Source organism: Enterococcus sp. AZ095a, from assembly GCF_050546735.1.
Classification (GTDB): Bacteria; Bacillota; Bacilli; order Lactobacillales; family Enterococcaceae; genus Enterococcus_D; species Enterococcus_D entomosocium.
Genome location: NZ_CP172953.1, coordinates 2,736,746 through 2,761,796, shown reverse-complemented (window position 1 = coordinate 2,761,796; position 25,051 = coordinate 2,736,746). Strand labels below are relative to the sequence as shown.

General features: G+C 44.6%; 28 protein-coding genes and 1 pseudogene. 25 read left to right on the top strand and 4 right to left on the bottom strand.

The window, feature by feature from the left end; all coding sequences use genetic code 11:
• Positions 1-125: 125 nt before the first annotated feature.
• On the top strand, positions 126-800 hold the full coding sequence (locus IGJ26_RS12695) for a redox-sensing transcriptional repressor Rex (RefSeq protein WP_005228549.1): 675 nt from the start codon (positions 126-128) through the stop codon (positions 798-800).
• A 92-nt stretch (positions 801-892) separates the two neighbouring features.
• On the opposite strand, the gene IGJ26_RS12690 is transcribed toward IGJ26_RS12695, so the two are convergent.
• Positions 893-1,255 (bottom strand): thioredoxin family protein, encoded by a 363-nt coding sequence (locus IGJ26_RS12690; RefSeq protein ID WP_008380790.1) that lies wholly within the window; start codon positions 1,253-1,255, stop codon positions 893-895.
• A 220-nt stretch (positions 1,256-1,475) separates the two neighbouring features.
• On the opposite strand from IGJ26_RS12690, the gene IGJ26_RS12685 reads away from it, so the two are divergent.
• From IGJ26_RS12685 to IGJ26_RS12625, 13 genes and pseudogenes are all read left to right on the top strand, one after another.
• On the top strand, positions 1,476-2,423 hold the full coding sequence (locus tag IGJ26_RS12685) for a permease (protein WP_101699271.1): 948 nt from the start codon (positions 1,476-1,478) through the stop codon (positions 2,421-2,423).
• Between the two features lie 3 nt (positions 2,424-2,426).
• Positions 2,427-3,257 carry a TIGR03943 family putative permease subunit gene (locus IGJ26_RS12680; RefSeq protein ID WP_008380795.1) on the top strand — a complete coding sequence of 277 codons (831 nt, stop codon included), beginning with the start codon at positions 2,427-2,429 and terminating at the stop codon, positions 3,255-3,257.
• Positions 3,258-3,402: 145 nt separating this feature from the next.
• Positions 3,403-3,669, top strand: a complete 267-nt coding sequence (locus tag IGJ26_RS12675; RefSeq protein ID WP_005228556.1) for an IreB family regulatory phosphoprotein — start codon at positions 3,403-3,405, stop codon at positions 3,667-3,669.
• The gene (ruvX, locus tag IGJ26_RS12670) at positions 3,669-4,100 is read left to right on the top strand and encodes a Holliday junction resolvase RuvX (RefSeq protein ID WP_005234242.1); all 432 of its coding nucleotides are present in this window, start codon (positions 3,669-3,671) and stop codon (positions 4,098-4,100) included. Before IGJ26_RS12675 ends, ruvX begins: the two co-directional genes overlap by 1 nt.
• 22 nt (positions 4,101-4,122) lie before the next feature.
• On the top strand, positions 4,123-4,440 hold the full coding sequence (locus tag IGJ26_RS12665; protein ID WP_005228559.1) for a DUF1292 domain-containing protein: 318 nt from the start codon (positions 4,123-4,125) through the stop codon (positions 4,438-4,440).
• 104 nt (positions 4,441-4,544) lie between these two features.
• A pseudogene (locus tag IGJ26_RS12660) lies at positions 4,545-4,967 on the top strand (NUDIX hydrolase).
• Positions 4,968-5,112: 145 nt separating this feature from the next.
• Positions 5,113-6,216: an alpha-hydroxy-acid oxidizing protein gene (locus IGJ26_RS12655; RefSeq protein ID WP_008380802.1), complete on the top strand. Its 1,104-nt coding sequence runs from the start codon at positions 5,113-5,115 to the stop codon at positions 6,214-6,216.
• 176 nt (positions 6,217-6,392) lie between these two features.
• Positions 6,393-7,019: a glycosyltransferase family 32 protein gene (locus IGJ26_RS12650; protein ID WP_430599671.1), complete on the top strand. Its 627-nt coding sequence runs from the start codon at positions 6,393-6,395 to the stop codon at positions 7,017-7,019.
• A gap of 112 nt (positions 7,020-7,131) precedes the next feature.
• Positions 7,132-7,641, top strand: a complete 510-nt coding sequence (locus tag IGJ26_RS12645; RefSeq protein ID WP_016612680.1) for a GNAT family N-acetyltransferase — start codon at positions 7,132-7,134, stop codon at positions 7,639-7,641.
• A 122-nt stretch (positions 7,642-7,763) separates the two neighbouring features.
• Positions 7,764-8,606, top strand: a complete 843-nt coding sequence (locus IGJ26_RS12640) for a DUF368 domain-containing protein (protein WP_010749839.1) — start codon at positions 7,764-7,766, stop codon at positions 8,604-8,606.
• A 259-nt stretch (positions 8,607-8,865) separates the two neighbouring features.
• Positions 8,866-10,317 carry an amidase gene (locus IGJ26_RS12635; RefSeq protein WP_005234274.1) on the top strand — a complete coding sequence of 484 codons (1,452 nt, stop codon included), beginning with the start codon at positions 8,866-8,868 and terminating at the stop codon, positions 10,315-10,317.
• 12 nt (positions 10,318-10,329) lie between these two features.
• Positions 10,330-11,181: a transporter substrate-binding domain-containing protein gene (locus IGJ26_RS12630; RefSeq protein ID WP_005234276.1), complete on the top strand. Its 852-nt coding sequence runs from the start codon at positions 10,330-10,332 to the stop codon at positions 11,179-11,181.
• Complete coding sequence (locus IGJ26_RS12625; RefSeq protein WP_086316492.1) at positions 11,181-11,861, top strand: amino acid ABC transporter permease; 681 nt, start codon at positions 11,181-11,183, stop codon at positions 11,859-11,861. Before IGJ26_RS12630 ends, IGJ26_RS12625 begins: the two co-directional genes overlap by 1 nt.
• 126 nt (positions 11,862-11,987) lie before the next feature.
• Here IGJ26_RS12625 and IGJ26_RS12620 read toward each other — a convergent pair whose 3' ends face one another.
• Positions 11,988-12,308: a helix-turn-helix domain-containing protein gene (locus IGJ26_RS12620; RefSeq protein ID WP_005228576.1), complete on the bottom strand. Its 321-nt coding sequence runs from the start codon at positions 12,306-12,308 to the stop codon at positions 11,988-11,990.
• Between the two features lie 255 nt (positions 12,309-12,563).
• Here IGJ26_RS12620 and IGJ26_RS12615 point away from each other — a divergent pair, with 255 nt between their 5' ends.
• The 6 genes from IGJ26_RS12615 (at position 12,564) to IGJ26_RS12590 (ending at position 16,848) form a co-directional block, all read left to right on the top strand.
• Positions 12,564-12,899 carry a PTS cellobiose transporter subunit IIB gene (locus IGJ26_RS12615; RefSeq protein ID WP_086316491.1) on the top strand — a complete coding sequence of 112 codons (336 nt, stop codon included), beginning with the start codon at positions 12,564-12,566 and terminating at the stop codon, positions 12,897-12,899.
• A gap of 13 nt (positions 12,900-12,912) precedes the next feature.
• The gene (locus IGJ26_RS12610) at positions 12,913-13,269 is read left to right on the top strand and encodes a PTS lactose/cellobiose transporter subunit IIA (RefSeq protein ID WP_016612677.1); all 357 of its coding nucleotides are present in this window, start codon (positions 12,913-12,915) and stop codon (positions 13,267-13,269) included.
• Positions 13,259-13,777 (top strand): hypothetical protein, encoded by a 519-nt coding sequence (locus IGJ26_RS12605; protein WP_016612676.1) that lies wholly within the window; start codon positions 13,259-13,261, stop codon positions 13,775-13,777. Before IGJ26_RS12610 ends, IGJ26_RS12605 begins: the two co-directional genes overlap by 11 nt.
• Positions 13,770-15,122, top strand: coding sequence for a PTS cellobiose transporter subunit IIC (celB, locus tag IGJ26_RS12600; protein ID WP_016612675.1), 1,353 nt, complete (start codon positions 13,770-13,772; stop codon positions 15,120-15,122). The genes IGJ26_RS12605 and celB overlap by 8 nt, the downstream gene beginning before the upstream one ends.
• 146 nt (positions 15,123-15,268) lie before the next feature.
• Positions 15,269-15,907 (top strand): GyrI-like domain-containing protein, encoded by a 639-nt coding sequence (locus IGJ26_RS12595; RefSeq protein ID WP_086316489.1) that lies wholly within the window; start codon positions 15,269-15,271, stop codon positions 15,905-15,907.
• Positions 15,904-16,848, top strand: a complete 945-nt coding sequence (locus tag IGJ26_RS12590; RefSeq protein WP_086316488.1) for an ROK family protein — start codon at positions 15,904-15,906, stop codon at positions 16,846-16,848. The genes IGJ26_RS12595 and IGJ26_RS12590 overlap by 4 nt, the downstream gene beginning before the upstream one ends.
• Positions 16,849-16,894: 46 nt before the next feature.
• On the opposite strand, the gene IGJ26_RS12585 is transcribed toward IGJ26_RS12590, so the two are convergent.
• Both IGJ26_RS12585 and IGJ26_RS12580 read right to left on the bottom strand, forming a co-directional pair.
• Positions 16,895-18,094: an AI-2E family transporter gene (locus IGJ26_RS12585; RefSeq protein ID WP_060792815.1), complete on the bottom strand. Its 1,200-nt coding sequence runs from the start codon at positions 18,092-18,094 to the stop codon at positions 16,895-16,897.
• A gap of 201 nt (positions 18,095-18,295) precedes the next feature.
• Positions 18,296-18,664, bottom strand: a complete 369-nt coding sequence (locus IGJ26_RS12580; RefSeq protein WP_005234285.1) for a PaaI family thioesterase — start codon at positions 18,662-18,664, stop codon at positions 18,296-18,298.
• Positions 18,665-18,852: 188 nt separating this feature from the next.
• Here IGJ26_RS12580 and menB point away from each other — a divergent pair, with 188 nt between their 5' ends.
• From menB to menH, 5 genes are read left to right on the top strand one after another with little or no spacing between them, the layout of a single operon-like run.
• Positions 18,853-19,668 carry a 1,4-dihydroxy-2-naphthoyl-CoA synthase gene (gene menB, locus IGJ26_RS12575; protein WP_005228595.1) on the top strand — a complete coding sequence of 272 codons (816 nt, stop codon included), beginning with the start codon at positions 18,853-18,855 and terminating at the stop codon, positions 19,666-19,668.
• Positions 19,668-21,167 (top strand): o-succinylbenzoate--CoA ligase, encoded by a 1,500-nt coding sequence (gene menE, locus IGJ26_RS12570; RefSeq protein ID WP_194199257.1) that lies wholly within the window; start codon positions 19,668-19,670, stop codon positions 21,165-21,167. Before menB ends, menE begins: the two co-directional genes overlap by 1 nt.
• Entirely contained in the window at positions 21,145-22,509 is a 1,365-nt protein-coding gene (locus IGJ26_RS12565; protein WP_005234289.1) for an isochorismate synthase, read from the top strand. The genes menE and IGJ26_RS12565 overlap by 23 nt, the downstream gene beginning before the upstream one ends.
• Complete coding sequence (gene menD, locus IGJ26_RS12560; protein ID WP_086316486.1) at positions 22,502-24,214, top strand: 2-succinyl-5-enolpyruvyl-6-hydroxy-3-cyclohexene-1-carboxylic-acid synthase; 1,713 nt, start codon at positions 22,502-22,504, stop codon at positions 24,212-24,214. Before IGJ26_RS12565 ends, menD begins: the two co-directional genes overlap by 8 nt.
• Positions 24,211-25,050, top strand: a complete 840-nt coding sequence (gene menH / locus IGJ26_RS12555; protein WP_194199258.1) for a 2-succinyl-6-hydroxy-2,4-cyclohexadiene-1-carboxylate synthase — start codon at positions 24,211-24,213, stop codon at positions 25,048-25,050. The genes menD and menH overlap by 4 nt, the downstream gene beginning before the upstream one ends.
• The last annotated feature ends 1 nt before the right edge of the window (position 25,051 follow it).

Genomic DNA, 25,051 nt, shown 5'->3' with positions numbered 1-25,051 from the left:
AAAGTTTGATTTTACCATTATAAAATTTATATTTCAAATTATGAGCATTCAAATTGATTTTTGAACAATGTATTTGTTATGATAGCTTCATCACAAGTGAATTTTTCACAATGGGGGAGTATTCTTTGAAAGATCATCAAATTCCAAAGGCAACAGCGAAGCGATTGCCTTTATATTATCGTTACTTGCGTATTTTGCACCAAGCTGGCAAATTAAAAGTTTCTTCGACCGAACTAAGTGAAGCTGTTCAAGTTGATAGTGCGACGATCCGCCGCGACTTTTCCTACTTTGGTGAATTAGGAAAACGCGGCTATGGCTATGACGTTGAAAGCTTGATGCAGTTCTTTGCGAAGACATTGAACGAAGACCACATGACGAATGTAGCTTTAGTCGGTGTCGGAAACTTGGGGAGCGCCTTGTTGAAATACAAATTTCACCAAAGCAACAGCATTCGGATCAGTGCTGCATTTGATGTCAATGAAGATCTAGTTGGTCGAATCGTAGATGGTGTGCCGGTCTATCCAATGGATGACATGAAGGAACAAGTGAAGATCCAGCAGATCGATGTGGCTATTTTGACGGTTCCCGCACAACATTCACAAGATTTAGTGAACGAGCTTGTGAAAGCTGGCATTAAAGGAATCTTGAACTTTACACCTGCACGGATCACTGCACCAAAAGGCGTGCTGATTCAAAACGTTGACTTAACCAATGAATTGCAAACATTGATTTATTTCTTGCATTCAGGCAACGTCTTGTCCCATGAAGAACCAGTAGAAGAACCATCACTAAGCGAATAATCGCATCACATAAATAGGAACCAGCAAAACAGCTGCCAGATCGTAGTATATACAAGGATCTGACAGCTGTTTTTTGCTTTCATTCACTGAACTTACTCGTCTAACTGGTCAAAAAGTGATTCGTAGGAATCTTGCTCTTCAACGCTTGTGAGTGCTTCTTGATACCGCAAGATTTGTTGAGTCAAACGTGTGAAATCGATGATGCGGGCTTCGCGATGCACTTCTTTCCCATTTGCGAACAAGAGGACGACGGGAACCGTCAAGACCGAAAATAAACTGGCTGCTTCTGGCTCTGTCAGCGTGTTGATGGTAAATAGTGGGAGTTGTTGGGTTTGTGCCAGTGTTTGGATGCGTGGTTTGTCCGCAACACAAATACTGCAATTTGGTTGAGAGAGATAGAGTAGTGCCAACGGATGTTGGGCGAGCCTCTCTTGGATCGGTTGATTTTTTTGCATAAGTCATTCCTCCATGGAAAATGTACGCTGTTCTTGAGGAAAAGTCAAAATATCTGCTAGTTGCTGATCATTTAGGTGAACAAGAAGGATTTAAAGATAAGGAAAATCTAAAGCAACGATTAAAAAAACAGACTGCTTTAAAAAAAACGTTGTATAAAAAAAGGAAAAAACGTATAGTAATTCCAGCGTTTCGAATTTATTGATAAAGAAGGTTAAAGTTATGTTTCAGGCATTACCGAATTCTGTCCTGCAAATGAGTGTTATTTTTTTATCTATCGTCATTGAAGCCTTGCCCTTTGTCCTATTGGGCTGCTTGATATCAGGTGCTTTACAAGTCTTCTTGACGCCAGAAAGAGTCACGAGACTCTTACCAAAAAACAAATTGGCATCGATCACTGTTGGTTGTGGCCTGGGGGTATTTTTTCCTTCCTGCGAGTGTGGGATCGTACCGATCGTTAATCAGTTCGTAAAAAAAGACGTGCCAGTGTATACGGCGTTTGCCTTTATGCTGACTGCACCGATCATCAATCCTATCGTGATTTTTTCGACATTCATTGCCTTTGGAAATTCCGCGAAGTTCGCCTTTTTGCGTGTACTGGGCAGCTTATTGGTCGCAATGGTCGTGGGGATCTGGCTGGCGTATTTTAACAAACAAGAGGTCTTAAAAACACGGCTTGCCAATCAATTAAGTGGCGGGAATGAGCAAGTAGCTCACCCACACCATCATGGGCATGATCACGCCCACCATCAAACAGAAAAGACCAGTCATCCGCTTCTTCGGCAGATTCGTCATTTGCTACAGCATAGTTTGGATGAGTTTTTCGATACTGGGCGTTATTTGATCATTGGTGCGTTGATCGCCTCAGCGATGCAGACCTATCTGCCAACTGGCTTGATGCTGACATTAGGCTCCACGAAGCTGTTAGCGGTTTTCGTCATGCTGCTGTTGGCACTGACATTATCCCTATGTTCCGAAGCAGATGCCTTTATCGGCTCTTCGTTGTTGAGTTTATTCGGCACTGGACCAGTCGTCGGTTTCCTGGTTTTTGGTCCAATGGTAGATATTAAAAACCTGTTGATGATGAAGCGGTACTTTTCGGGGCGTTTTATCGCTTCTCTGGTTGGTTTAGTCGCAATCGTCGTTTCAATTTATGCATGGGTGGTGTAAAGAATGATTCGTTTTTTGATCTTATCAGGCTATTTTGAATTAATGATGTATTTGCAAGTGACGGGCAAACTCAATCAGTTTATCAACATTCATTATCGCTATCTCGCTATTTTATCTATGATCATTTCTTTATTGTTGGCTTTGGTCCAGCTGTACTTTTGGGTCAAACAAGAGCCCGAGCATCATCATGACGACGAGCACCAGCATGGATTAGAGAAAAAATACCAACGAGTGATTGCGTATTTTCTATTAGCCTTACCGATCATCGTGGGTCTCTTTTTTCCCACCGTTAGCTTGGATACGACGATCGTTGAAGCAAAAGGGTTTAATTTCCCCCTAAGTGAAGAATCTGTGGGGGATCCAGAAATGACGACCCAATATCTGAAACCCGATACAAGTCTTTATTTTAACAAAGAAGATTATGACACTCAGATGGATGCAGCCTTGGCACGTTACGCCAAAGATGAGACGATTGCGGTAACGGAAGAAAATTACTTGGAAGTCATGGAGTTGATCTATACGTACCCGAGTGAATTCATTGGTAAGAAAATCACCTATGATGGATTTGTGTACCATGCAGATCAAGATGATGCCAATGAAATCTTTTTGTTTCGTTTTGGCATTATCCATTGTGTGGCTGATTCAGGCGTTTTCGGTTTACGGGTGGAATTGCCGCAGCAAGCGACTGCAGAAAATAACCAGTGGCTCCACGTGGAAGGGACGATCCAATCGAAGTACTATCAACCCTTCAAACGAGACTTGCCGATGGTGGTAGCAGACCAAGAGAAGACGATTGAAGCACCAGAAAACCAGTATGTCTATCGCGCTTTCTAGCTTTTTTTAAGAAAGTTCATAGAAACATCATAAACCTTTGTTATAATGAAGAAAATCTAAGCATATGTTTGTAGTTTTATCAAACGTTTAGTACAATATAGTAGGAACATATGCTAAAATCTATACAAAAGAGAGGTGTCGTGAAATGGGTTTTACAGATGAAACAGTTCGCTTTGATTTTGATGATAGCCGTAAAAAAGAAGTCAGCGAAACATTAGCTATCGTCTACCGAGCATTAGAGGAAAAAGGATACAATCCGATCAATCAAATCGTCGGTTATCTCCTTTCTGGCGACCCGGCTTACATTCCTCGTTATCGGGATGCCCGGAATTTGATTCGTCGTCACGAACGGGATGAGATCATGGAAGTTCTGATCCGTTATTATTTAGGCAATCACGGGATCAACCTATAATGAGAATCATGGGATTGGATGTTGGTTCGCGGACAGTCGGCGTGGCGGTCAGTGACCCAATGGGCTGGACAGCACAAGGGATCGAGATCATTCGCATCAATGAAGATGAAGGCAATTTCGGTTATGATCGACTTGCTGAATTGGTGAAAGAATATGAAGTCTCACGTTTTGTGGTAGGACTACCTAAAAATATGAATAATACGATCGGACCTAGAGCGGAAGCTTCTATGGCTTACGGCGCAGCGATCGAACAGCAATTCGGTTTGCCGGTCGTTTACCAAGACGAACGTCTGACGACCGTTCAAGCAGAACGAATGCTGGTAGAACAGGCGAATACATCGCGTGCCAAACGAAAAAAAGTGATTGATAAATTAGCAGCAGTCATGATTTTGCAGAATTATTTAGATGGTGCTGGGAAACAGCTGTTTTAATTTACAGAAAAGAGGAAAATAAATGTCAGAACATACACACGATCATAACCACGATCACGATCATGAAGGACATGAACACATTACTTTAATCGATGATCAAGGAAATGAAACATTATACGAAATTCTATTAACGGTTGACGGTACGGAAGAATTCGGCCGCAACTACGTCTTGCTTTATCCAGCAGGCGTACCAGAAGAAGAAGACGTTGAATTACAAGCATACGCTTATATTGAAAACGAAGACGGTTCTGAAGGTGAATTAGAACAGATCGAAACAGAAGCAGAATGGGATATGATTGAAGAAGTCTTCAACACATTCATGGCGGAAGAAGAAGAGTAATAAGTTGCAAGTGCTGACCCTTTCCATAAGGGATCAGCACTTTTTTTGATTTAACGACTGTTTATTTTAGAAACATGTCTGCTTTTTTGAAAGGAATGAGAAAAATGAGTAACGTAACGATATTCGATCTTGAAAAGATCGCAGAAGAGCAGCTAGTTTTTGCCGTGATCATCAGCAAGTACCAAGAAAAGTTCGTCTATGTCAAACACAAAGAACGAGACACCTTGGAGATCCCTGGAGGCAAGCGAGAACTAGGAGAAAGCATCACAGAGTGTGCTGCCCGTGAATGAAAAGAAGAAACAGGCGCCAAGCACTTTACTCTAGAGCCGTTATTTATCTATGGGGTAGAAAAAGACGGGGAGACCGATTACGGCTTGGTGTTCGAAGCCCAGATCACGGAGTTGGAGGATGAGTTGACCTCAGAGATCGAAGCAATCTATGTAAGGGTAAAGCCGCCTGTCAGTTGGACATATCCAACGATTCAGCCGTTGTTATTGGCAGAATATGTTAAACGAACAAAACAATAATTCAGCTAGTTCAAATGGAGGGCTGTCTTGAGTGGAAAAGTAAAGTAAGCCTATTTGACAGGAGTGAGCGAATGAGTTGCGTGATCCTGCAATCAGGGGTAGGATGAAAATGTAAACGTTATCTTATTGGAGAGTAGGGAAAGGCATGGAAAAAATTTATCAAGCAAGTACCGCAGAAGGAGCAATCGATTTTATCAATATGCGCGATTTGGAGATCGCGGCAGAGGAAGTGATTCCTAAAGGTGGGTATGGCTATATCAGCAGTGGTGCGGGGGATATTTTTACCTATCAAGAAAATGAACGCGCCTTCAATCACAAATTGATCATTCCTCATGTCTTAAAGGACATTGAATTACCGGACACAACGTTGTCCTTTGGCGGTGACACGTTGTCAGCGCCAATCATTATGGCACCTGTGGCTGCCCACGGCTTAGCAAATGTTGCGGCAGAACAAGCGTCAGCCAAAGGTGTGTCACGTTTTGGCACGATCTATACGGCGAGTTCGTATGCCTCTTGTACGTTGGAAGAAATCCGAGCGGCTGGAGGTCAAGAAGCGCCGCAGTGGTTCCAGTTTTATATGAGTAAAGACGATGGTATTAACAAAGACATCTTGGCGATGGCAAAACGCAATGGCGCCAAAGCGATCGTTTTGACCGCAGATGCAACCGTGGGGGGCAATCGAGAAACGGATCGCCGCAATGGCTTCACCTTTCCGTTGGCAATGCCGATCGTTCAGGCTTATCAATCAGGGATCGGACAAACGATGGATGCCGTTTACGGCTCCTCAAAACAAAAATTAAGTCCCCAGGACGTCGCTTTTATCGCCAAAGAATCTGACTTGCCAGTTTATGTCAAAGGGGTGCAATCAGAAGAAGATGTGGAACGAGCTTTAGGGGCAGGTGCACAAGGGATTTGGGTCTCAAATCACGGGGGACGCCAATTGGATGGTGGTCCAGCTTCCTTTGATTCCTTGCAGATCGTGGCTGAAGCAGTGGCAGGTCGGGCGCCGATCGTCTTCGATAGCGGGGTACGGCGAGGACAGCATGTCTTTAAAGCGATTGCTTGCGGAGCAGATCTAGTGGCGATCGGTCGACCAGTGATCTATGGGTTGGCTCTAGGTGGTGCCACTGGTGTTCAACAAGTCTTTGATTTCTTCAAAAAAGAATTGGAGATGGTCATGCAGCTTGCGGGGACGCAAACGGTGGCAGATATCAAAAAAGCCGTCTTACGGGACAATCATTATTTATAAGCAATCCCTCAAAAAGCACTCGAGTCGTTGACTCAGGTGCTTTTTTCAATGATCCTTTCTGATCCTGAAGAGCAGAGCCAACAGTTCTTTTCGCCGTAAAAAGTGTATATGATTTTGAAACAATTGCAAAATCCGCTACACTTAAAAGAGACCAATAAACTAAAGGAGAGAGATTGATGATTCCAAAAATTATTCATTATTGCTGGTTTGGCGGCAATGCATTAGGTGAACAAGAAAAGAAATACATGGATACCTGGAAAAAATATTGTCCGGATTATGAGATCAAACGTTGGGATGAATCAACGATCGACCTTTCAAAATTCGGTCCTTATCTAAAAGAGGCCTATGACCAAGAAGAATGGGCATTTGTGTCAGATGTGGTTCGTTTGTATGCGTTAGTGACAGAAGGCGGTATTTATATGGATACTGATATCGAGGTGGTCAAACCTTTAGATGAGCTCTTGACACTGGAGGCATTTATGGGCTTTGAGATCGAAACCAAGATTTCTACTGGGATCATTGGAGCGGTTCCGCACCATCCCTTTATGGAAGAATGGTACCACGATTACGATGACCGAAAATTTGTCCGGGCAGAAAAAACGGAAGATGTCGTCACCAATGTGATCCGAGTGACGGAACTGCTGCAAAACCACGGATTAGAATTGAATAATCAACGACAAACCGTTAAGGGCGTAGAGATCTTCCCGCAAATGACGTTTTCACCAAAAAGCTATATCACGGGTGAGGTCGAGGAAGATCCGAGTACGATGGTGATCCATCAGTTTTCTGGCTCTTGGTTATAAAAGAGTAAGTCTATGAAAGGACGGACAGTGGGGAAAGCTGTCCGCCCTTTTTGCTTTTGCAAGGGATAATGGAGATGTGATAGAATAGCTTGATAAAAAAGGAGGCGTTTTGATGGCTATCAAACGATGTACTTTGGCAGATTTAGAAGAATTGGGAGAAATCAGCGTATCCACCTATTACGATACATTTGCTCCTTTCAATACGGAGGAAAATACTCGTATCTATCTAGAAGAAGCCTACAATCTGCCGAAACTGACCCGAGAGTTAGAAAATCCGCAATCGGCGTTTTATTTTTTACAAGAAAATGATCAAACCGTAGGATATATCAAACTTAACTGGGGTGAGGCGCAAACGGAAGCGATTGCCCCAGAGGGGTTGGAAATTGAACGAATCTATATCAAAAAAGAACATAAGCGCAGAGGCTATGGCAAAACACTGCTGCTGTTTGCTCAAGAGACCGCCAAAGCGCTGCAGAAAAAGTCGATCTGGTTAGGTGTTTGGGAATTTAACGACAATGCGTTGGCTTTTTATCATACGATGGGCTTTGTAAGAGTTGGCAGTCATTCCTTTTTTATGGGGGATGATGAGCAGACGGATTTCTTGATGCTGAAAGAACTTTGAAATCTGCCTTTGTATGAGGAATTAGAAATTACTTTCCATTTTTTTGGCAATCAAGTATAGTTAAAGGGATTGATGAAAAAAGAACGATTGGTGAAAACCATCGCTAAGGAGAGCAATTGTAAATGGAAAAACAGAGAAACGAAAGTATTTTGTCACGTTTTCTTAAAGGCGTGGTGATTGCCTTGGGCTTTATCTTGCCTGGTGTTTCAGGTGGCGTATTGGCAGCCATCTTAGGCATTTATGAGCGGATGCTGCGCTTTATGGCACATCTGACGAAGAATTTTAAAGAGAATCTCCTCTTTTTCCTGCCAGTAGGGATCGGGGGAATCGTAGGGATCGGGCTTTTATCAAAGCCATTAGAGTGGCTGCTGCAAAACTATCAAATCATCGTTTTGTGGGGCTTTGCGGGGGCAATTATTGGGACGTTACCAGCACTTGCTAAAGAATCGACCTTGAAAAGCAAACGGACAACCGGCGACCTGCTTTGGTTCTTCGGCAGTATGGTCATCGGCTTCTTGTTCCTCTATTTTATGGGCGATATCTTAGGAACGATCCCTGCCAATTTCATTGGTTTTGTGATCGCCGGCGGTCTGATCGCGTTAGGTGTTTTGGTTCCCGGCTTGAGTCCTTCAAACCTTTTGCTCGTTTTGGGCCTTTATGATCCGATGTTGAAAGGCTTTAAGAGCTTTGACATCATGGGGGTCTTTCTACCGATCGCCATTGGCGGCTTGGCAGTGATGCTGCTGTTTTCGAAATTGATGGAGTGGCTATTGAGCCATTATCATTCAAAAGTCTATCACTTCATTTTAGGGATCGTTATTGCCTCAACGATATTGATCGTGATTCCTCCGGTGGCAAACTATAGCGGCTTTACTTGGGTAACAGCCGTCATCGGAATTATCTTGTTTGTCTTGGGGGCTTGGTTAGGTCTTTGGATGAGCAAGCTGGAAGAAAAATACAAGTAAATCAAAACGGCACATCGTTTGGCGATGTGCCGTTTTTGTTAGGTAATGATTCGGGCAGCTAAGAGAAAGCGTTGGTGGACAGCCAGTAGTAAAAAGATTGGAACGTTTGATAACGATGTGATACAGGTTTAAAAACTGTTCTATTTTTGTTGAAAGATTTCCTAGTGTTTGGTATATTGTAGTCTATATAAAGAAGAATTTTTCATGTGTTACAGTTTAGATAATTGTTTGAGGTTATTGAGAAAAAGGAGGGACAAGCATGCAAGATGCGACCTATTGGGCGGAACAATTGCGGCAAGGACAAATCAGCTTTGCCGAGCGGGTGGCGATGATCGAAGAAAAAGTCAATCAACAAAATTCGCTTTTGAATGCGCTTGTAACATTTGATCCGCAAGCAGCGATCCAGCATTACGAGCAGCATCTTCAAAAAACGGTTTTTGGTGGACAACCCATGCCGTTAAAAATACTCGGCCAAACCAAAGCAGGGTGGCCAGCAACGTCAGGAGCCAAACTGTTTGCAAAAGCACGAGCCAGCCGCACGGCTCATTTTGTCTCTCGTTTAGAAGAGGCGGGCTTTGTGCCGTTAGGGCAAACCAATGCACCAGAATTTGGATTCAAAAATATCACTGATCCAACATTGTATGGGCCTACACGTAATCCGTGGAATCCTGCCTATTCAGCTGGTGGTTCCAGTGGTGGTGCGGCAGCGGCAGTGGCTTCGGGGATGTTTCCGATTGCAGGTGCCAGTGATGGCGGCGGATCGATCCGCATTCCAGCTTCCTTTAGCGGATTGATCGGTTTGAAGCCAACCCGTGGCACGATGCCAGTGGGTCCTAGTGAATGGCGCAGCTGGCAAGGCGCTTCCATCAACTTTGCGTTGACGCTTTCTATGCGTGATACGGAACAGTTGTTTTATGCGTTGCGGACGTCACAGCCGGCAGCCCCTTATCAGGCACCGCAAGTAGAATGGCATCATCAGCAAGCGAGTCAAAAACCGCGGTTGAAGGTTGCTTTTACTACCGCATCGCCGACCGGTGGACAAGTGTCTGAAACTGCCATCCAAGCAGTCCGAAGTGCAGCCGCATTTTTAGAAAAGCAGGGGCACGAAGTCATTGAAGTGGGCTATCCAGTGGATGGTCAGCAAATGATGACCACTTATTACGCCATGAATGGTGGCGAAACAGCTGCGATGTTTGCTGAGATCGATGCTGCTCGTCAAGAACCGGTCAGACGGGAAGAGATGGAATTGATGACCTGGGCACTTTACCAATATGGCAAAAAACTGCCGGCCGCCGATTACGTTCTTGCCTTGCAGTGGTGGGATCAGCTGGCAGAAAAAATGGAAGAAGTCTTTTCGACCTATGATCTCTTTTTAACACCGACGACGGCTTTTCCAGCCCCTTTGATCGAGGAAGACTTACAAAGCGATAGCATTCGCCAAAGACTGCATGAGATCGAATCGCTTGGAAAAAGTGCTGCGGGTGAGTTGATCGAAGAAATGTTTGCCAAGAGCTATACTCTGACACCTTACACTCAATTAGCCAATTTAACGGGGCAGCCAGCCATCAGCTTGCCAACTGCTCTTAGCGAGGAAGGGTTGCCGCTAGGGATCCAATTTATGGCGTCTAAAGGCAGAGAAGATCTGCTTTTCCAAGTCGGCTATTTATTTGAAACACAGCAACGATTTCTGTTGCCAAAACAAGGAAACTAAGAGGAGGATATTATGAAACAAGTTAGAAAAGGGAAAATCGTTGCAATGGTTGGCTTTTTAGGTTTATTTACGGGGGTCCTGTTAAGTGCCTGCAGCAAACCAACGGAAGAAGACTCAAGTCTAAGCAAGGTGGAAGAAGCCAAAACATTGGTTGTTGCTACTTCGGGAACCTTGTATCCATCGTCTTACTATAACGATGAAAATGAATTAGTGGGCTATGATGTCGATGTGGCAAAAGAAGTCGCCAAACGATTAGGCGTAGAGATCACATTTAAAGAGTACAATGTCGATGGACAAGTTTCTTCTTTAACACGTGGAGAAGCCGATTTTGCTGCCAACGATTTTGGTTTGACGGATGAACGGGCGGAAAAATTCAGTCTCTCAACGCCTATCAAATACTCGTTCGATAGTATGATCGTGCGTAAAAGTGATGACTCAGGGATTGCTTCTTTAGAAGATTTGGATGGCAAAAAAGCTGCTGGTGAACCGAATACCAGCTACATGCGCTTAGCCGAATCTTATGGGGCAGAATTAGTGACTTACGACAACGCAACGAATGATCAGTATTTGACAGATGTTGCGAATGGTCGAACGGATGTGATCTTGAATGATTACTATTTGCAAAAAATGGCGGTTGCTGCTTTGCCAGATATCCCTGTAAAAATTTTAGAAGATGTCTACTTTAATCCGAATGAAACGGGCTTCTTATTTGTGAAGGATCATAAAGCATTGCAGGAAAAAGTGGATGCTGTTTTAGCAGAAATGAAAGAAGACGGCCGTTTAAAAGAACTTGCAGAAACGTATTTTCAAACCGATATTTCAGTAAAATCTGATCAAGCGATCCAAACGGTTGAAACAGACTAATGTATATTCCAACCCTTGATTTGCCGTTGATGTGGGACTCATTGCCCTATTTGCTGTCGGGCTTGTCCTATACGGTCGGCATTGCTGTCGTTTCTTTTCTAGGTGGCAACCTCTTAGGGATCATGCTCACCTTCTTAGGGATGCTGGAAAACCCCATCATTAGAGGGTTCGTGCGGGGCTATCTCTCATTTCTAAGAGGCGTCCCAGCGTTGGTCTTGTTGTTCCTACTGTATTTTGGCTTGCCTTATCAATTGTCGGCGCTTAGTGCTGCGATCATCTGTTTTACATTGACCAGCAGCGCATTTATCGGGGAAATCTACCGAGGATCAATTGCTGGTGTGGATCGTGGGCAATTTGATGCTGCCTATGCGTTAGGGTTATCCTTTACGAAAACGATGCGTCTGATTATTTTGCCGCAAGCCTTTCGTATTTCTGTACCGGCTTTGAGTAATGTGGCAATGGATTTGTTGAAAGGGACCTCCTTGGCAGCAATGATCACGATTCCTGATATTTTTCAAAAAGCTAAGATCGTTGGCGGACGAACTTTTGATTACATGTCCATGTACGTGCTAGTTGCCATCATCTATTGGCTGTTGTGCATTTTGATTGAAGCCGGGCAAAAGCGATTAGAACAACATTTTTCAAAACGCTTTGCTGCTAATGATACTGTAAGACAATAAAAAAAGAGCCGAGGCCCTTCAACTGCTGTCAATGTTTCCTTGTGAGACATTGACAGCAGTTTTTTCTTTAGGTAATGAAGCAGCACCACAAGTTAGCCAGAGAAAAAAGGCAGAATAGTATCGCGTTTACTCTGGACGGTTTTTTATAAATTCGATAAAGGTAATGATTTCAGATAGTTGATATTCAGTAAAGTCCTCATTGATTCTTGAAGCCACACGAATCTGTTTCATAGAGAGGGCTTCCAAATCATTCGGACGTCCATGTAAATAATCGAGACTGACATTGAAGTAATCAGCAAGTTCTTTTTGGATCTCAATATCGGGCATCCGATTGCCTTGCTCATACGAAGCATAGGTTGTTTTGGCGATTCCTAAATATTTTGCCATTTTTGCTTGTGTTAAACCAGATCGCGTTTTCCGCAACTGTCTTAAACGATCTTTAAACATGAAATCCCCTCCACAAAATTATTCTACTATGACACGATAGAAGCAGAAAGAAATTAATGTTTTATATCACTAATAGAGTTTTATTGCATTTACAAAGTACTCGATATGTAATACTATTTATGTGAAGAAGGATTACTACCTGTAAGAATCAGCAGATAGTGAATCGTTCTCAAGGATTTTTTATAGCACGAAGGAGGGGAGAAAAAAGGAACAGATACAACAAAATGGAAGCGTTTCATAGAAGGAGGAAGGGAAATGAAAAAAGTATTGATAATTTGTGCAGCAGGCATGTCTTCATCGTTGATCGCCAAAAAAGGAACAAGCTTTTTAACCACAGAAGGTTGGTCAGTGAGGATCGATGCCATCTCTGCTTCAGAGGGGATCGCTACGATCGCCAAGGATGACTACGATTTATATCTAGTTAGCCCGCAAACGAAAATGCATTTTGCCAATTTAAAGAAAAGCGCCGATAAATACGGCAAACCAATCGTGAATATTCCCCCGCAAGCGTATATTCCGATCCCAATCGGAATCGAGAAATTAGCACAGTTAGTCAAAGAAAGCATTGCATTAGAAAAAAGTACGAAATAAATGGAGGCAGGCTATGGATAGTGAAAAAATACAAGAAATATCCTTTGAACTTATTTTAGCAAGCGGTGATGCCCGCACGATGATTCATCAAGCCTTTGAACAGATGCGAATCAGTAGTTGTCAAGAAGCGCAAGAGTTGTTGGACACAGCCAATGATTCATTAGTCAAAGCCCACCGCATCCAGTCAAAAATGCTGCAAGAATATGCTTCAGGGACCTCATTTACCTGCGATATCTTGTTGATCCATGCACAAGATCATTTGATGACAACCATGACCCTCAGAGAGGTTGCACTAGAAATGCTAAGGATTTATCAAAAGATGAATCGCCTTGAAGAAGCGATCCAATGCAGGAGTGCAGATGGCGAGTAAGCAAGCAAAAGTCGCGCAAAGAGATGCATCGCAAAAACTGACGAAGAAAAATCTCTATTTTCAACGTCTGTTGTTTTTGCGGTACTTAGTCGCATTCTCTTTCTTTTTTAACCTATATTGGCTGTTAGCTGCTTCTTTGGCAGGGCAATGGCTGCGTGTGGTTCCACTGAGCCTGTTGCTTTTTTCAATGGGAGCGATCAGTGAGTTTATCCGCTTATATGGACACCACGCAACCATCGTCCGCAAGCAACTCTTTTTTACTACTTGGTATTTACGCCTTCAAATGGGGACAATGGCCATTCTTTTTTTATTGACTTTTTTTGGAGTGACAGAAGTTATTTTCCCCTATTTCACCTCGCAAAGTACGGAGTATGTTCGCATAGTTCTCTGGATAAGTGGCGTCTTTGCTTGGAGTGGTATCAGAAAACTGAAGAAAATTTTTCGTAATAAAGATCGACAATGGCAATGGATACGTGAATTTGAAGAGATAGAAAGAAAGGGTGATTGAATTGACAGAATCGAACAATAAACTATTTCAACTTTTGGAAAAAGCAGTAATGGGTCCGATGGGAAAGATTTCCCAATACAAAATCGTTCGTAGCATCATGGCGGCAGGGATGGCGTCGATTCCTTTTACGATCGTAGGCTCAATGTTTTTAGTATTCAACATTTTACCGATCACGTTTCCGTTTTTAGCTGACTTTTTTGAAGCGACTTTTTTGAATTTCAGTGATTTGTATATGTTAGCAAATAGTACGACCATGGGGTTATTGGCATTATATTTTTGTATCGTTCTGGGCTATGAGTATTCCAAGATCATTCAAGTCGAGGAGAATCTCGACCTGACGCCGATCAATGGGGCGTTGTTAGGTGTTTTTGCTACATTGATGTCGATTCCTCAGCTTGTTTTTGACGGCGGAAAAATGACACGGATGAATGATGTGGAAGAAGGGCTGATCAATGGCTGGTTGATTGGTGCCGATGGAGTCGCACGTCTAGGAACTGTTGGTATTTTCACCGGTATCGTGATGGCGGTCGTTGCCGTTCAGCTGTATCGTCTCTGTGTAAAAAACAACTGGGTCATCAAAATGCCCGAAGAAGTGCCTGAAGGTGTGGCTCGTAGTTTTACAGCACTGATACCAGCCTTTGTAGTGGCAGTTGTGGTTCTGACCATCAATGGTGTTTTAGTTGTTTTTGGGACGGATATTTTTCAACTAGTGGCAATTCCGTTTGGGTTTGTTACCCACCTTACGGATAGTTGGTTGGGAATCATGGTGATTTACTTCCTCGCGCATGCCTTGTGGTTGGTAGGGATTCATGGATTCAATATCATTAGTCCACTGATCACCCCGATCATGTTAGCTAATTTAGCTGCCAATGTTGAAGGGGCGAGTTTCCCATTAGCAGGCCAATTTACCAACGGGTACGTGACATTAGGTGGTTCGGGAGCAACCCTTGGTTTTACCTTATTTATGATCTACATTGCTAAATCGAAACAGATGAAAGTATTAGGGAGAGCTGCCATCGTCCCGTCGATTTTCAATATCAATGAACCGATTATTTTCGGGGTGCCGATCATCTATAATCCTTATTTAGCAATTCCTTTCTTGTTAGCACCGATGGCATCCGCCACGATCGCGTATTTTGCCACAAGGATGGAATTGATTCGTCCCATGATCGCCAATATTCCTTTCCCAACACCCGTTGGACTTGGTGGTTTTATTGGCACCGGTGGAGACTGGCGTGCAGGCGTCGTTGCCATTGTTTGTGCAGTTGTTTCTTTCTTGATCTATTTTCCATTTGCGAAGTTTTATGACACAAAATTGCTGAAAGAAGAACAAGAAGCCGCATAAGACGAGCAGTTGGGGAAACAGCAAGTAGCTACATTATCTCTATAGAAAAAACAATCGTCCCTTTGCAGTTGAGGGGATAACTGTTTTTGCGATGTCCCTTCTTTTTCATGGTAAAATAAAGAAAAGCAAATCGAGGAGGGTCTTTTATGAAGTATGAATGGCGCAAACTAGAAAAAGAGCTTTATCTTCCCAAAAAACCAACAGTGATCGAGGTGCCAACGTATCAATTTATCAGTTTGAGCGGCAGCGGCGATCCGAATCGTCCTGAATTCAGCGAAGAAATCGCCGCTTTATATACGATTTCTTATTCACTCAGGATGGGGTTAAAAAAAGGAGCTTTTGGCAATGAACCCTTTGAATACACGGTCTTTCCTTTAGAAGGTGTGTGGACCTCTCTGACAAAGCCAGAGGGTGCCATCAACAAAGAAGAATTGATCTATAAAATCATGATTCGCCAACCAGAGCCAGTCACGGAAACACTGTTTCAAGAACAGCTCTTGGCAGTCAAAGAGAAGAAAGACAATCCAAATCTAGAGAAGCTCATCTTTGAACGTTATGAAGAAGGACTGTGTCTGCAAGCAATGCATACAGGCTCTTTTGATACTGAAGCGGAAACATTTGCGCAAATGAAGGAGCTGTTAAAACAAGAACAGTTAGTGATCCGTCCAACGATGGACACGTTCCAGCATCGAGAAATCTATTTGTCTGATCCGCGAAAAGACTCACCAGATAAAGCCAAAACCGTCCTGCGATGGGCAGTAGAATCAGAAGGTGGGATTCAGTGAATAAAAACTATTTAAGCATCGACATCGGCGGCACGAAAATCAAATCGGCTGTCATTGATCGCTCGGGGAATATTCTGACACGAGGACGGATGGATACGCCGAAAAGTCTTGCGGAATTTTTGACGGGGATTGAAACGATCGTTGAGGACGTTCATGGAAGCATTCGGGGCATTGCGGTTAGTACCCCGGGAAAAGTCAACCCAGAGACAGGGACAATCTCGTTTGGCGGGGCATTGCCTTTTTTAGATGGGGTCTCCTTAAAACAGCTGCTGGCAAAGTACCAAGTGCCGCTGGCTTTGACCAACGATGGCAAAGCAGCCGCATTAGCTGAATGGTGGCTAGGAAACCTTAAAGGGATTCAAAACGGAGCTGCCATAACATTAGGTACTGGTTTGGGCGGTGGCGTAATCGTTGAGGGAAAACTGATCCAAGGTGCACATTTTCAAGCCGGGGAATTAAGTTTTCTACTAAATGCCACTAAGAGAAGCGATGCTCCAGAAAACGCTGAGCAACCAAATAATCAGGGATTGACCCTGCAGCAATTGGCAGGTTTTAGCGGTTCAGCGGTCGCCATGATTCGCCGCAGCGCCCAACTGCTAGGCTTAGCTGATCTTGCGGATGGTGAAGCAGTTTTTGACGCCATCAATCAGAAAGAGCCACAGGTCTGGGCGCTGTTTACAGCGTATTGCCGAGAAATCGCGTGTGTCATGCTCAATGTTCAAGCCGTGATCGACTTAGAGCGCTTCGTGATTGGCGGTGGCATCAGTGCCCAAGCGATCGTAGTGGAAGAAATCGACCGTCAGTATCAGCAACTGCTAGCTAGTTTACCGATTTTGCAGCAGACTTTGACGAAGCCGGAGATCCAAGCGTGCAAATTTCAAAACGATGCAAACTTATTAGGGGCACTCTATCATTTCTTTTTGGAACATGAGATGAAATAAAATAGACCAAAAAACTGCCGCGAACCAACGATTCGCGACAGTTTTTTTAAGCTTTTTTCTTGGTGTCTTTGTCTTCGTCACCTAGGTAATCTTTGCTAGTGAAGGCACTGTGGAAGTATTTGCCTTCTTGACCGTAATAGCGGTTATAGCGCTGCTTGAATTTGCGGAACACGTAAACGACAAGAACTTTTAGCAGACAATAAATTGGAATCCCGAAAATCACCCCAACGATCCCCATCAAATCACCCATCACTAATAAAACAACCAGAATCGTAATAGGATGAATTTTCAATCGGTCACCCATCACACGGGGCACGACTAAATCCCCATGAAGCAACTGTACAGCAAACCAAGCAATCAAAAATTTAACCAACATCCCGGTGGAGTCTTGTGCGGCAATGAAAAGTCCCGGGAAAAAGACGATAAAAGGACCAATATAGGGGATGATGCAAAGCAGACCAGCGGCGATCGCCAGAATACTGGCATACTCTAAGCCAATCAATAGGAAAACGACCCAATAGATCGCCCCTAAAATCAAGGAAGAAATGATTTGTCCTTTCAAAAAGGCACCGACTTGTATGTCAGAGATCTTGACGATTTCATTAAAGTCTTTGCGAAAACGTGGTGGCACTAACGAGAGAACTGAAAAATAAAACTTGTTGGGGTTGCGCAATAAGAAAAAGGCAATGATCGGTCCCGTAAACAAAGCGATGAACAAGGTCGAAATCGTTGAAAACAAACTGCTGAGCCCAGCAGCACCAGTTTCCCAATAGTCTCCAATAAAACTCATGATGTTGTTGGTAATATTTTGCAATGTGTCTGTAATTTGTGCCATCTCATCTTGAAACGGGGTATTTTCTAAAAAGGCGGTCGCGTTTTTCTCAAAGTCACTGACCAAACTCGGTAAGCTGTTGATCAGATCGGTGGTTTGCTGCTCCAAAATCGGGTAAAGCTGGAAACCAGCAAAGACGATCAATAAAAGAATCAAAAGATAGATCCCAGCAATCGAAACACTGCGGGGAATTTTTTTCGATTCCAATTTATCGACTACCGGGTTAAACAGATAGTAAAGGATCAGCCCAAATAAAAAGGGTGGGATAATAGCTGTAAGTATGGCTGAAAAGGGTGTAAATAAAAAAGAAATCTGATTTAGCAAAAAGACAGCAACTGCCGACAAGATAATCAGTCCTAAGACATAATAGCTTGTTTTGCCGCCTAAAAAGTGGATCAATCGGTTATTTTTCATAATAAGCCTCGCTTTCTTAGCTACATTATAACGAAAGACCCCTATTCTGTAAAAAAACAACGTACCTTTTGAAAAAACTACGCTCATATTCTCAATATCTTTATAATGAAAGAATATCTTTGATAAGGGGTTAACTGATGGCATCTTTCTTCAAAGCAGGCCAAAAATGCTCCCGTGTTTACAACACAGGAGCGAAAAGAATTATTTGCGCACTGTCGTCAAGGTACAGCGACCAACGGCTGTTTTTAACCCGCTAGCTAACCAAATAGTGGCTTGCCAAGTTTGGATACGAGCGCCGATACGATCAGGACTAGCTTCTACGATCAGGGTTCCTTCTTGAGCGGCGGCTAGATGGTTGACTTGTAGGTCAACGCCGGCGGCGAAGGCTTCTTCTTGAGCCAAAGCTTGATTGGCGCCGATGCTGCAGGCAGTCTCGATCAAAACGCCGTTAATGCCACCGTGAACGAGACCAAAAGGCTGTTTGTGCTGTTCTTTGATTGGCATCCGTAAACGAACAAAATCGGCTGTTGCTGCTTCTACTTCGATTTCTAAAGCTTCTAGTAAGTTCATTTTTTGCTCCTTTTTCTAAGAAAGTTACCATGATTATAGCACGAGTTTTGGTAGAAATAGCCGAAGTTCTAAGAAAGACAGCAACAGGTGGAGAAGTCTTAAGAAATTCCCTTAAACAAAGCAATTTCTAACGAAAAGCGACTAGATATGTGTATAATAGAGCTATGTGAATTGAGGAGGAACAAGTAATGAGAGAATGGAAAACCTTAAAAGAGTACGATGAAATTTTATTTGAACAACATGGAAAAGTGGCGAAAATCACGATCAACCGCCCAGAAGTCCACAATGCGTTTACACCAAAAACGGTGTTTGAAATGATTGATGCGTTTTCAATCAGTCGCGATGAACCAGGCATCGGCGTGATTATTTTGACAGGCGCCGGCGACAAAGCCTTTTGTTCAGGCGGAGACCAAAAAGTCCGTGGTCACGGTGGCTATGTTGGGGAAGATCAGGTTCCTCGCTTAAACGTATTGGATCTGCAACGCTTGATCCGCACGTTGCCAAAACCGGTGATCGCCATGGTCAAAGGCTGGTCGATCGGCGGCGGGAATGTTTTACAATTAGTTTGTGATTTAACGATTGCCGCTGACAATGCTAAATTTGGTCAAACAGGACCAAATGTCGGTAGTTTTGATGGTGGCTATGGTTCGGGCTATCTTGCACGGACGATCGGACATAAAAAAGCCAAGGAAGTTTGGTTCATGACAAAACAATATACTGCCGAAGAAGCATTGGCGATGAACTGGATCAATACAGTCGTTCCTCTTGATCGAGTAGAAGATGAAACGATGGAATGGGCCGAAACGATGCTGCAAAAGAGCCCGTTGGCGTTACGTATGATCAAAGCATCAATGAATGCCGATACGGACGGATTAGCTGGCATTCAGCAATTGGCCGGCGATGCGACCTTATTGTATTACACGATGGATGAAGCCAAAGAAGGTCGTGACGCGTTTAAAGAAAAACGTCAACCAGACTTCGACCAATTCCCTAAATTCCCATAATGACTGGGAGTTGGCTGCAAAGGCAAGCACAACTTCATCCAGAACGACCAGCTTTTTATTGGCATGAAAAAAGCTGGTCGTTTGCTGCCTTGCAAAAAGAGGTTTATGCTTATGCTGCTTATTATCAAGCCCAATTCGTTGTTCTGCCAAACCGGGTAGCCCTTTTTAGCAATAACTCCCCTGAAATGGTCTTTACGATCCTTGCATTGTGGGAGTTGGGGATCGAAGTCCAGCTGTTGAATACGCGATTGACAGCCGCTGAAATCACCTTCCAATTGCAAGATGCCCACTGCGACTGGGTGATCACGGCGGATCAGGCAGCGGTCCCGGGTGTTCGCAGCCTGACCTTTGGACAAGCGATGGAACAGGCGAAGGCTCTTGCCAGTTCTTTTGATCCTTCGTTTGTTCCTAATAAAGCAATCTATCAAGCAGAACAAGTAGCTTCGATTATGTATACATCCGGTACGACGGGCAATCCCAAGGGTGTGCCGCAAACCTTTAGGAATCATCTAGCAAGTGCCGAAGCAACTCAAAAGAATTTAACGATCACTAGTGAGGATTGTTGGCTTTGTGCAGTTCCGCTGTATCATATCAGTGGATTATCAATTCTCTTGCGTTCCTTGCGACTTGGAATGAGTGTTCGTTTGTATGAGCGCTTTGATGCTGGAGAAATGGCGAAAGATCTTGAGGCAGGAAAAGGGACGATCGTTTCTTTGGTGGCGAAAATGTTGACAGATTTGCTGCCGTTGGTGCCCCAACAAGGCTTTGATTCGTTGCGTTATGTACTGCTAGGCGGCGGTCCGATTGCCAAAAGTGTATTGGAAAAATGCCAGCAAAAACAGCTTTCTGTGATCCAATCCTATGGGATGACAGAAACCTGTTCACAAGTGGTGGCATTGCCGCCAGAAAAAGCTTCAGAAAAAATCGGCTCCTCAGGGGTTACCCTGCAAGGTGTCCATTTACGAATTGCGGTTGATGCGAAAATGGCAGATCATCAGACTGCTGAAAGTACCCAGTCGATCGGAGAGATCCAACTGCAAGGACCGGCGATCACGACCCGTTACTTAAACGATCGCAGTCCACAGCAGTGGGATCAAGAGGGCTGGTTTGCCACAGGAGATCTAGGGTATCTTGATCAAGAGGGCTTTTTGTATGTAGTCAGTCGTGCAAGCGAACTGATCATATCTGGTGGAGAAAACATCTATCCCGCAGAAGTGGAGCAAGCCTTGTTGCAGCATCCAGCGGTCAAAGAGGCAGCTGTGGTGGGGGAACCAGACGAGGAGTGGGGACAATCTGTCGCGGCTTATTTAACGTTAAATGAGTCCGTCCGACTCCAAGCGTTGTTGGATACATTAGAAGGGCAGATCGCCCATTATAAATTTCCGCGCCGTTTTTATCACGTGCGAGAAATGCCGCGCACAGCAAGCGGCAAACTTTTAAAACGGCTATTGCTGAGTGAAGAAAGAGTGAACTACATTGAACAGCAAATCATCAAGTAATTATGAAGCAGCGATCGCTGCCGGGAAAACCTATTTGAGTGAGTATCAGCCTTTAAAAAGGTGTGACTTACTGGCTCTTTATGCAGCGGCACAAGAATATCAAGGGGAACGCTATTTCTGGCGTACCCCTGATGAAACGACTAGTCTGGTAGGGTTGGGTTGGTTAGCCACTTTTTCGCAACCCAAACTTGCAGACTTTTCAGAAGTCCGCTCTCTCTTAAAGCAAGCCCATTATCAACCAGAGGCACCTTTGCAGGCGCAGTTGGTTGGTGGTTTTGCTTTTGATGAACAGGCAGAAGTCAGTCAGGATTGGGCTGAGCTAGGTGCCGGTCTCTTTGCGTTGCCAGAAATACTGGTCAGCAAAACTGATGATCAGTGTGGCGTCGTTTATACAGTAGCCGCTTCTTCCGAGGAACAACGACAACAAAAAGTCGCTGCCTTACAGGAAAAAGTCGCAAGCTGGTTGAATGCCAACCCGGACAAGAGTCTTGTAGCAGAAACGCCTGCTTTTCAGGCACAAGAGGAACTAGAGGTGCCCCAATGGCTGCAAGCGGTCGAAGAGACAGTGGCAGCCATTCGCTCGACTGAAACACCGTTGAAAAAAGTGGTTCTGGCCAGGAGAATGAAGATAGAAACGAAGCAGTCGATCATTAGTGCTGGGGTGTTGCAACGGTTGGCGCAACAGCAGCCGAATACCTATCTTTTTGCCATCGAACATGGGGGCCATGTTTTTGCTGGTGCGACGCCAGAACGCTTGCTAAAAGCGACTGTCGATCAGTTTGAAACGGTAAGTATCGCAGGTTCCGCGCCAAGAGGCAAAACCAAAGAAGAAGATGAGGCACTGGCACAAGCCCTCTTAGCGGACGCAAAAAATACCCATGAACATCAAGTAGTTGTCGATCGCTTGGAAACGGCATTGGCTACTTTGTTAGCTGACGGTTTTCAATCAGAAGCCCGCTCCGTCATCAAAAATCGTGACATTCAGCATTTGTTTGTTCCTTTAGCAGGGCAAAGAAAAGCAGGAGTCAACTTTCTGAGCGCCGTGCAAAAACTACACCCGACCCCAGCATTGGGGGGAGAACCGAAAGAAGCAGCCGTCTCTTGGATTCGTACCCATGAACCAGCCAGCAGAGGGATGTACGGTGGACCGATCGGTTGGTTGGGTATTCAAGAAGATATTGGCGAGTTTGCAGTGGCCATCCGCTCAGGATTCTTTAGCGGCAATCAAGCAACGCTGTATGCAGGCTGTGGGATCGTTGCCGATTCAGATGCGGAATCCGAACGTCAAGAAACACGGTTAAAATTTCAACCGATGAGGAGAGGGATCTTAGGAGATGAATAACCAGACAGTCATGACAGACTATTTATTAGCGGCAATCCAAGGACTAAAAGCAGCGGGTGCGAAGCGAGCGGTTATTAGTCCCGGTTCACGCTCAACGCCATTGGCGCTACTATTGCATCGTGATCCTGAGATCACCTGTATGGTGGCTGTCGATGAACGTTCGGCTGCTTTTTTTGCTTTAGGGATGTCCAAAGTTGATCTCCAACCGACGATCTTACTGTGTACCTCTGGAACTGCAGCAGCCAATTATTATCCAGCAATTTGTGAAGCAGAGGCCACCAACTTGCCATTGATCGTCTTAACGGCTGATCGCCCGCCAGAACTGCGGGGCGTTGGGGCGCCACAAGCAATGGACCAACAGAATTTGTATGCCTCTCACGTCAAAAAGATGGTAGAGATGACGGTGCCAGAAAACGATCCTGCTTTGTTGCGTTATAGTTTTTGGCAAGCTACAACTTGCACGATCGAAGCGCAAAAACAGCCGAAAGGCCCGGTCCAAATCAACTTTCCATTACGGGAGCCGCTGTTGCCTGACTTTAGTCGCCAATGCAGTATTCAGCAAGACGTGAGCTATCTGGCACCACAACAAGAGCTGTCAGCTGAGATGATCACCCAGCTAGCCCCTTACTTTGATAAAAAAGGTATTCTGATTGCTGGAGAAAGCCTTACGATCGAAGAAGCGCAGCAGTTGCTGGCTTTTTCAGAGAAATTAGGCTGGCCGATTGTCGGCGATCCATTGACCAATTTGGCGACAGCCGGTACCAAAGTAGGAACATTTATCAGTCAAGCCGATCTTATTTTCCCGCAATTGACTTCTGCCTTCCAACCAGAGGTGGTCGTGCGTTTTGGTCGCTTACCAGTCACTAAAAATGTCCTGTTATGGTTGAACAAAGCAGCGGATACGACGACGTGGCTCTTTGTTGATCCATCGGGGCAGTGGCAAGACCAGTTGCATCGGGCAAACTATTTGATCGAAGCAGCGATCAGCACTTTCGTGGTGGCCATCACCCAGTTGCCGATCGTCAAACATACGGCGTGGCAACAACAATGGCAAGCACTTCAAGCGCGGGCAGATCAGGTGATTGCTGCAAGTCCGCAGTTGAAACAATGGGATGAGAGCAGCGCTGTGCGCATGCTCCAACAATGTCTACCTGAAGAAGCGCAAATTCTTTTGGCAAACAGCAATGCGATCCGTTTCTTTGATCGCTACGGCAGCAAAACTTCCTCCACTTATCGAGTGTATGGAAATCGGGGCGTCAATGGGATCGACGGCCTTGTCTCGACCGTAGCTGGGATTGCTTCAGCCAGTCAAAAGCCTACCTACTTGTTGATTGGTGATTTAGCGTTGTACCATGATATGAACGGCCTACAACTACTGCGTCAGTATCAATTGCCAGTAACGATCATTTTACTGAATAATAACGGTGGTGGGATCTTTTCCTTTTTGTCACAAAACACCTTAGAACCAAACGACTTTGTCCCGCTCTTTGGCACGCCGTTAGACCTTGAGTTTCAAAAAGTGGCGGCCTTATATGAGGCAGATTGGCACACACCGACCTCTTTGCTAGAGTTTCAAACGATTTTAACGGAAACAAGCCAACAGCCGCGTTTTCAAATAATCGAAGTGAAGGGTGAGCAAAAAGATCCGGTCAACACTTGGCAAGCACTGCAACAGCAGTTTAGCGAGGCGGGAGCGCAGCAATGAGGGACACGATAAATGGCGTCAGTTATTTTTATCAGTGGTTGCAACCGTACCGACCAGCCTTACCAACCCTTGTGGCATTGCATGGCTTCACGGGTTCTTCGGAAAGTTTTCGACCGGTTTTTGTAGAGGAAGGTTCTTATAATGTATTGGCAGTCGACTTGATTGGACATGGACGGTCATCGATTTATGTCCATCCCATGCGTTATGAACTTCCTTTACTGGTGGAGGATCTCGCACAGCTTTTAGCGAAGTTAGGGATTGAACGCTATGGTCTTTATGGCTACTCGATGGGGGCACGAATCGCACTTGTCTGGGCAGTCAAGGAACCAGCTGCAGTGACCCATCTTTTGCTTGAGAGTGGTTCCCCCGGGTTGGCTGATCCAGCAGAACGACTCGCTCGTCAGCGGCACGATCGCCGCTTAGGATTGCGCTTACTAAGGGAGCCTTTGGTCGATTTTGTCGATTACTGGCAAGAACTGCCGTTGTTTGCTAGTCAAAAGGAGCTGCCCTTAGTGCAGCAGGCTGCTGTACGCCAAGGACGCTTGCAGCAAAATAAATTTGGCTTGGCAGTAAGCTTGGTTTACGGTGGTACTGGCAAACAGCCAAGCTGTTGGTCGGCACTTCCGCAGCTAGCTTGTGAAATTCTTTATTTAGCCGGGGAAAAAGATTTAAAGTTTCGGAAAATCGCCCACCAAATGAAGCAGCTGCAACCAGAGATGACCATCAAAGTCGTTGCTAATGCTGGACATTGTATCCATTTAGAACAGCCGACACAGGTTCGTCATGAAATCGATCAATGGTTTGTAAAAGGATCGGGGCCACAGTCAGCTGATTGAC

Coding starts and splice junctions, on each gene's coding strand:
- IGJ26_RS12690 (WP_008380790.1), bottom strand. CDS start 1,255: ATGCAAAAAAATCAACCGATCCAAGAGAGGCTCGCCCAACATCCGTTG.
- IGJ26_RS12685 (WP_101699271.1), top strand. CDS start 1,476: ATGTTTCAGGCATTACCGAATTCTGTCCTGCAAATGAGTGTTATTTTT.
- IGJ26_RS12680 (WP_008380795.1), top strand. CDS start 2,427: ATGATTCGTTTTTTGATCTTATCAGGCTATTTTGAATTAATGATGTAT.
- IGJ26_RS12675 (WP_005228556.1), top strand. CDS start 3,403: ATGGGTTTTACAGATGAAACAGTTCGCTTTGATTTTGATGATAGCCGT.
- ruvX (WP_005234242.1), top strand. CDS start 3,669: ATGAGAATCATGGGATTGGATGTTGGTTCGCGGACAGTCGGCGTGGCG.
- IGJ26_RS12665 (WP_005228559.1), top strand. CDS start 4,123: ATGTCAGAACATACACACGATCATAACCACGATCACGATCATGAAGGA.
- IGJ26_RS12655 (WP_008380802.1), top strand. CDS start 5,113: ATGGAAAAAATTTATCAAGCAAGTACCGCAGAAGGAGCAATCGATTTT.
- IGJ26_RS12650 (WP_430599671.1), top strand. CDS start 6,393: ATGATTCCAAAAATTATTCATTATTGCTGGTTTGGCGGCAATGCATTA.
- IGJ26_RS12645 (WP_016612680.1), top strand. CDS start 7,132: ATGGCTATCAAACGATGTACTTTGGCAGATTTAGAAGAATTGGGAGAA.
- IGJ26_RS12640 (WP_010749839.1), top strand. CDS start 7,764: ATGGAAAAACAGAGAAACGAAAGTATTTTGTCACGTTTTCTTAAAGGC.
- IGJ26_RS12635 (WP_005234274.1), top strand. CDS start 8,866: ATGCAAGATGCGACCTATTGGGCGGAACAATTGCGGCAAGGACAAATC.
- IGJ26_RS12630 (WP_005234276.1), top strand. CDS start 10,330: ATGAAACAAGTTAGAAAAGGGAAAATCGTTGCAATGGTTGGCTTTTTA.
- IGJ26_RS12625 (WP_086316492.1), top strand. CDS start 11,181: ATGTATATTCCAACCCTTGATTTGCCGTTGATGTGGGACTCATTGCCC.
- IGJ26_RS12620 (WP_005228576.1), bottom strand. CDS start 12,308: ATGTTTAAAGATCGTTTAAGACAGTTGCGGAAAACGCGATCTGGTTTA.
- IGJ26_RS12615 (WP_086316491.1), top strand. CDS start 12,564: ATGAAAAAAGTATTGATAATTTGTGCAGCAGGCATGTCTTCATCGTTG.
- IGJ26_RS12610 (WP_016612677.1), top strand. CDS start 12,913: ATGGATAGTGAAAAAATACAAGAAATATCCTTTGAACTTATTTTAGCA.
- IGJ26_RS12605 (WP_016612676.1), top strand. CDS start 13,259: ATGGCGAGTAAGCAAGCAAAAGTCGCGCAAAGAGATGCATCGCAAAAA.
- IGJ26_RS12595 (WP_086316489.1), top strand. CDS start 15,269: ATGAAGTATGAATGGCGCAAACTAGAAAAAGAGCTTTATCTTCCCAAA.
- IGJ26_RS12585 (WP_060792815.1), bottom strand. CDS start 18,094: ATGAAAAATAACCGATTGATCCACTTTTTAGGCGGCAAAACAAGCTAT.
- IGJ26_RS12580 (WP_005234285.1), bottom strand. CDS start 18,664: ATGAACTTACTAGAAGCTTTAGAAATCGAAGTAGAAGCAGCAACAGCC.
- menB (WP_005228595.1), top strand. CDS start 18,853: ATGAGAGAATGGAAAACCTTAAAAGAGTACGATGAAATTTTATTTGAA.
- menE (WP_194199257.1), top strand. CDS start 19,668: ATGACTGGGAGTTGGCTGCAAAGGCAAGCACAACTTCATCCAGAACGA.
- menD (WP_086316486.1), top strand. CDS start 22,502: ATGAATAACCAGACAGTCATGACAGACTATTTATTAGCGGCAATCCAA.
- menH (WP_194199258.1), top strand. CDS start 24,211: ATGAGGGACACGATAAATGGCGTCAGTTATTTTTATCAGTGGTTGCAA.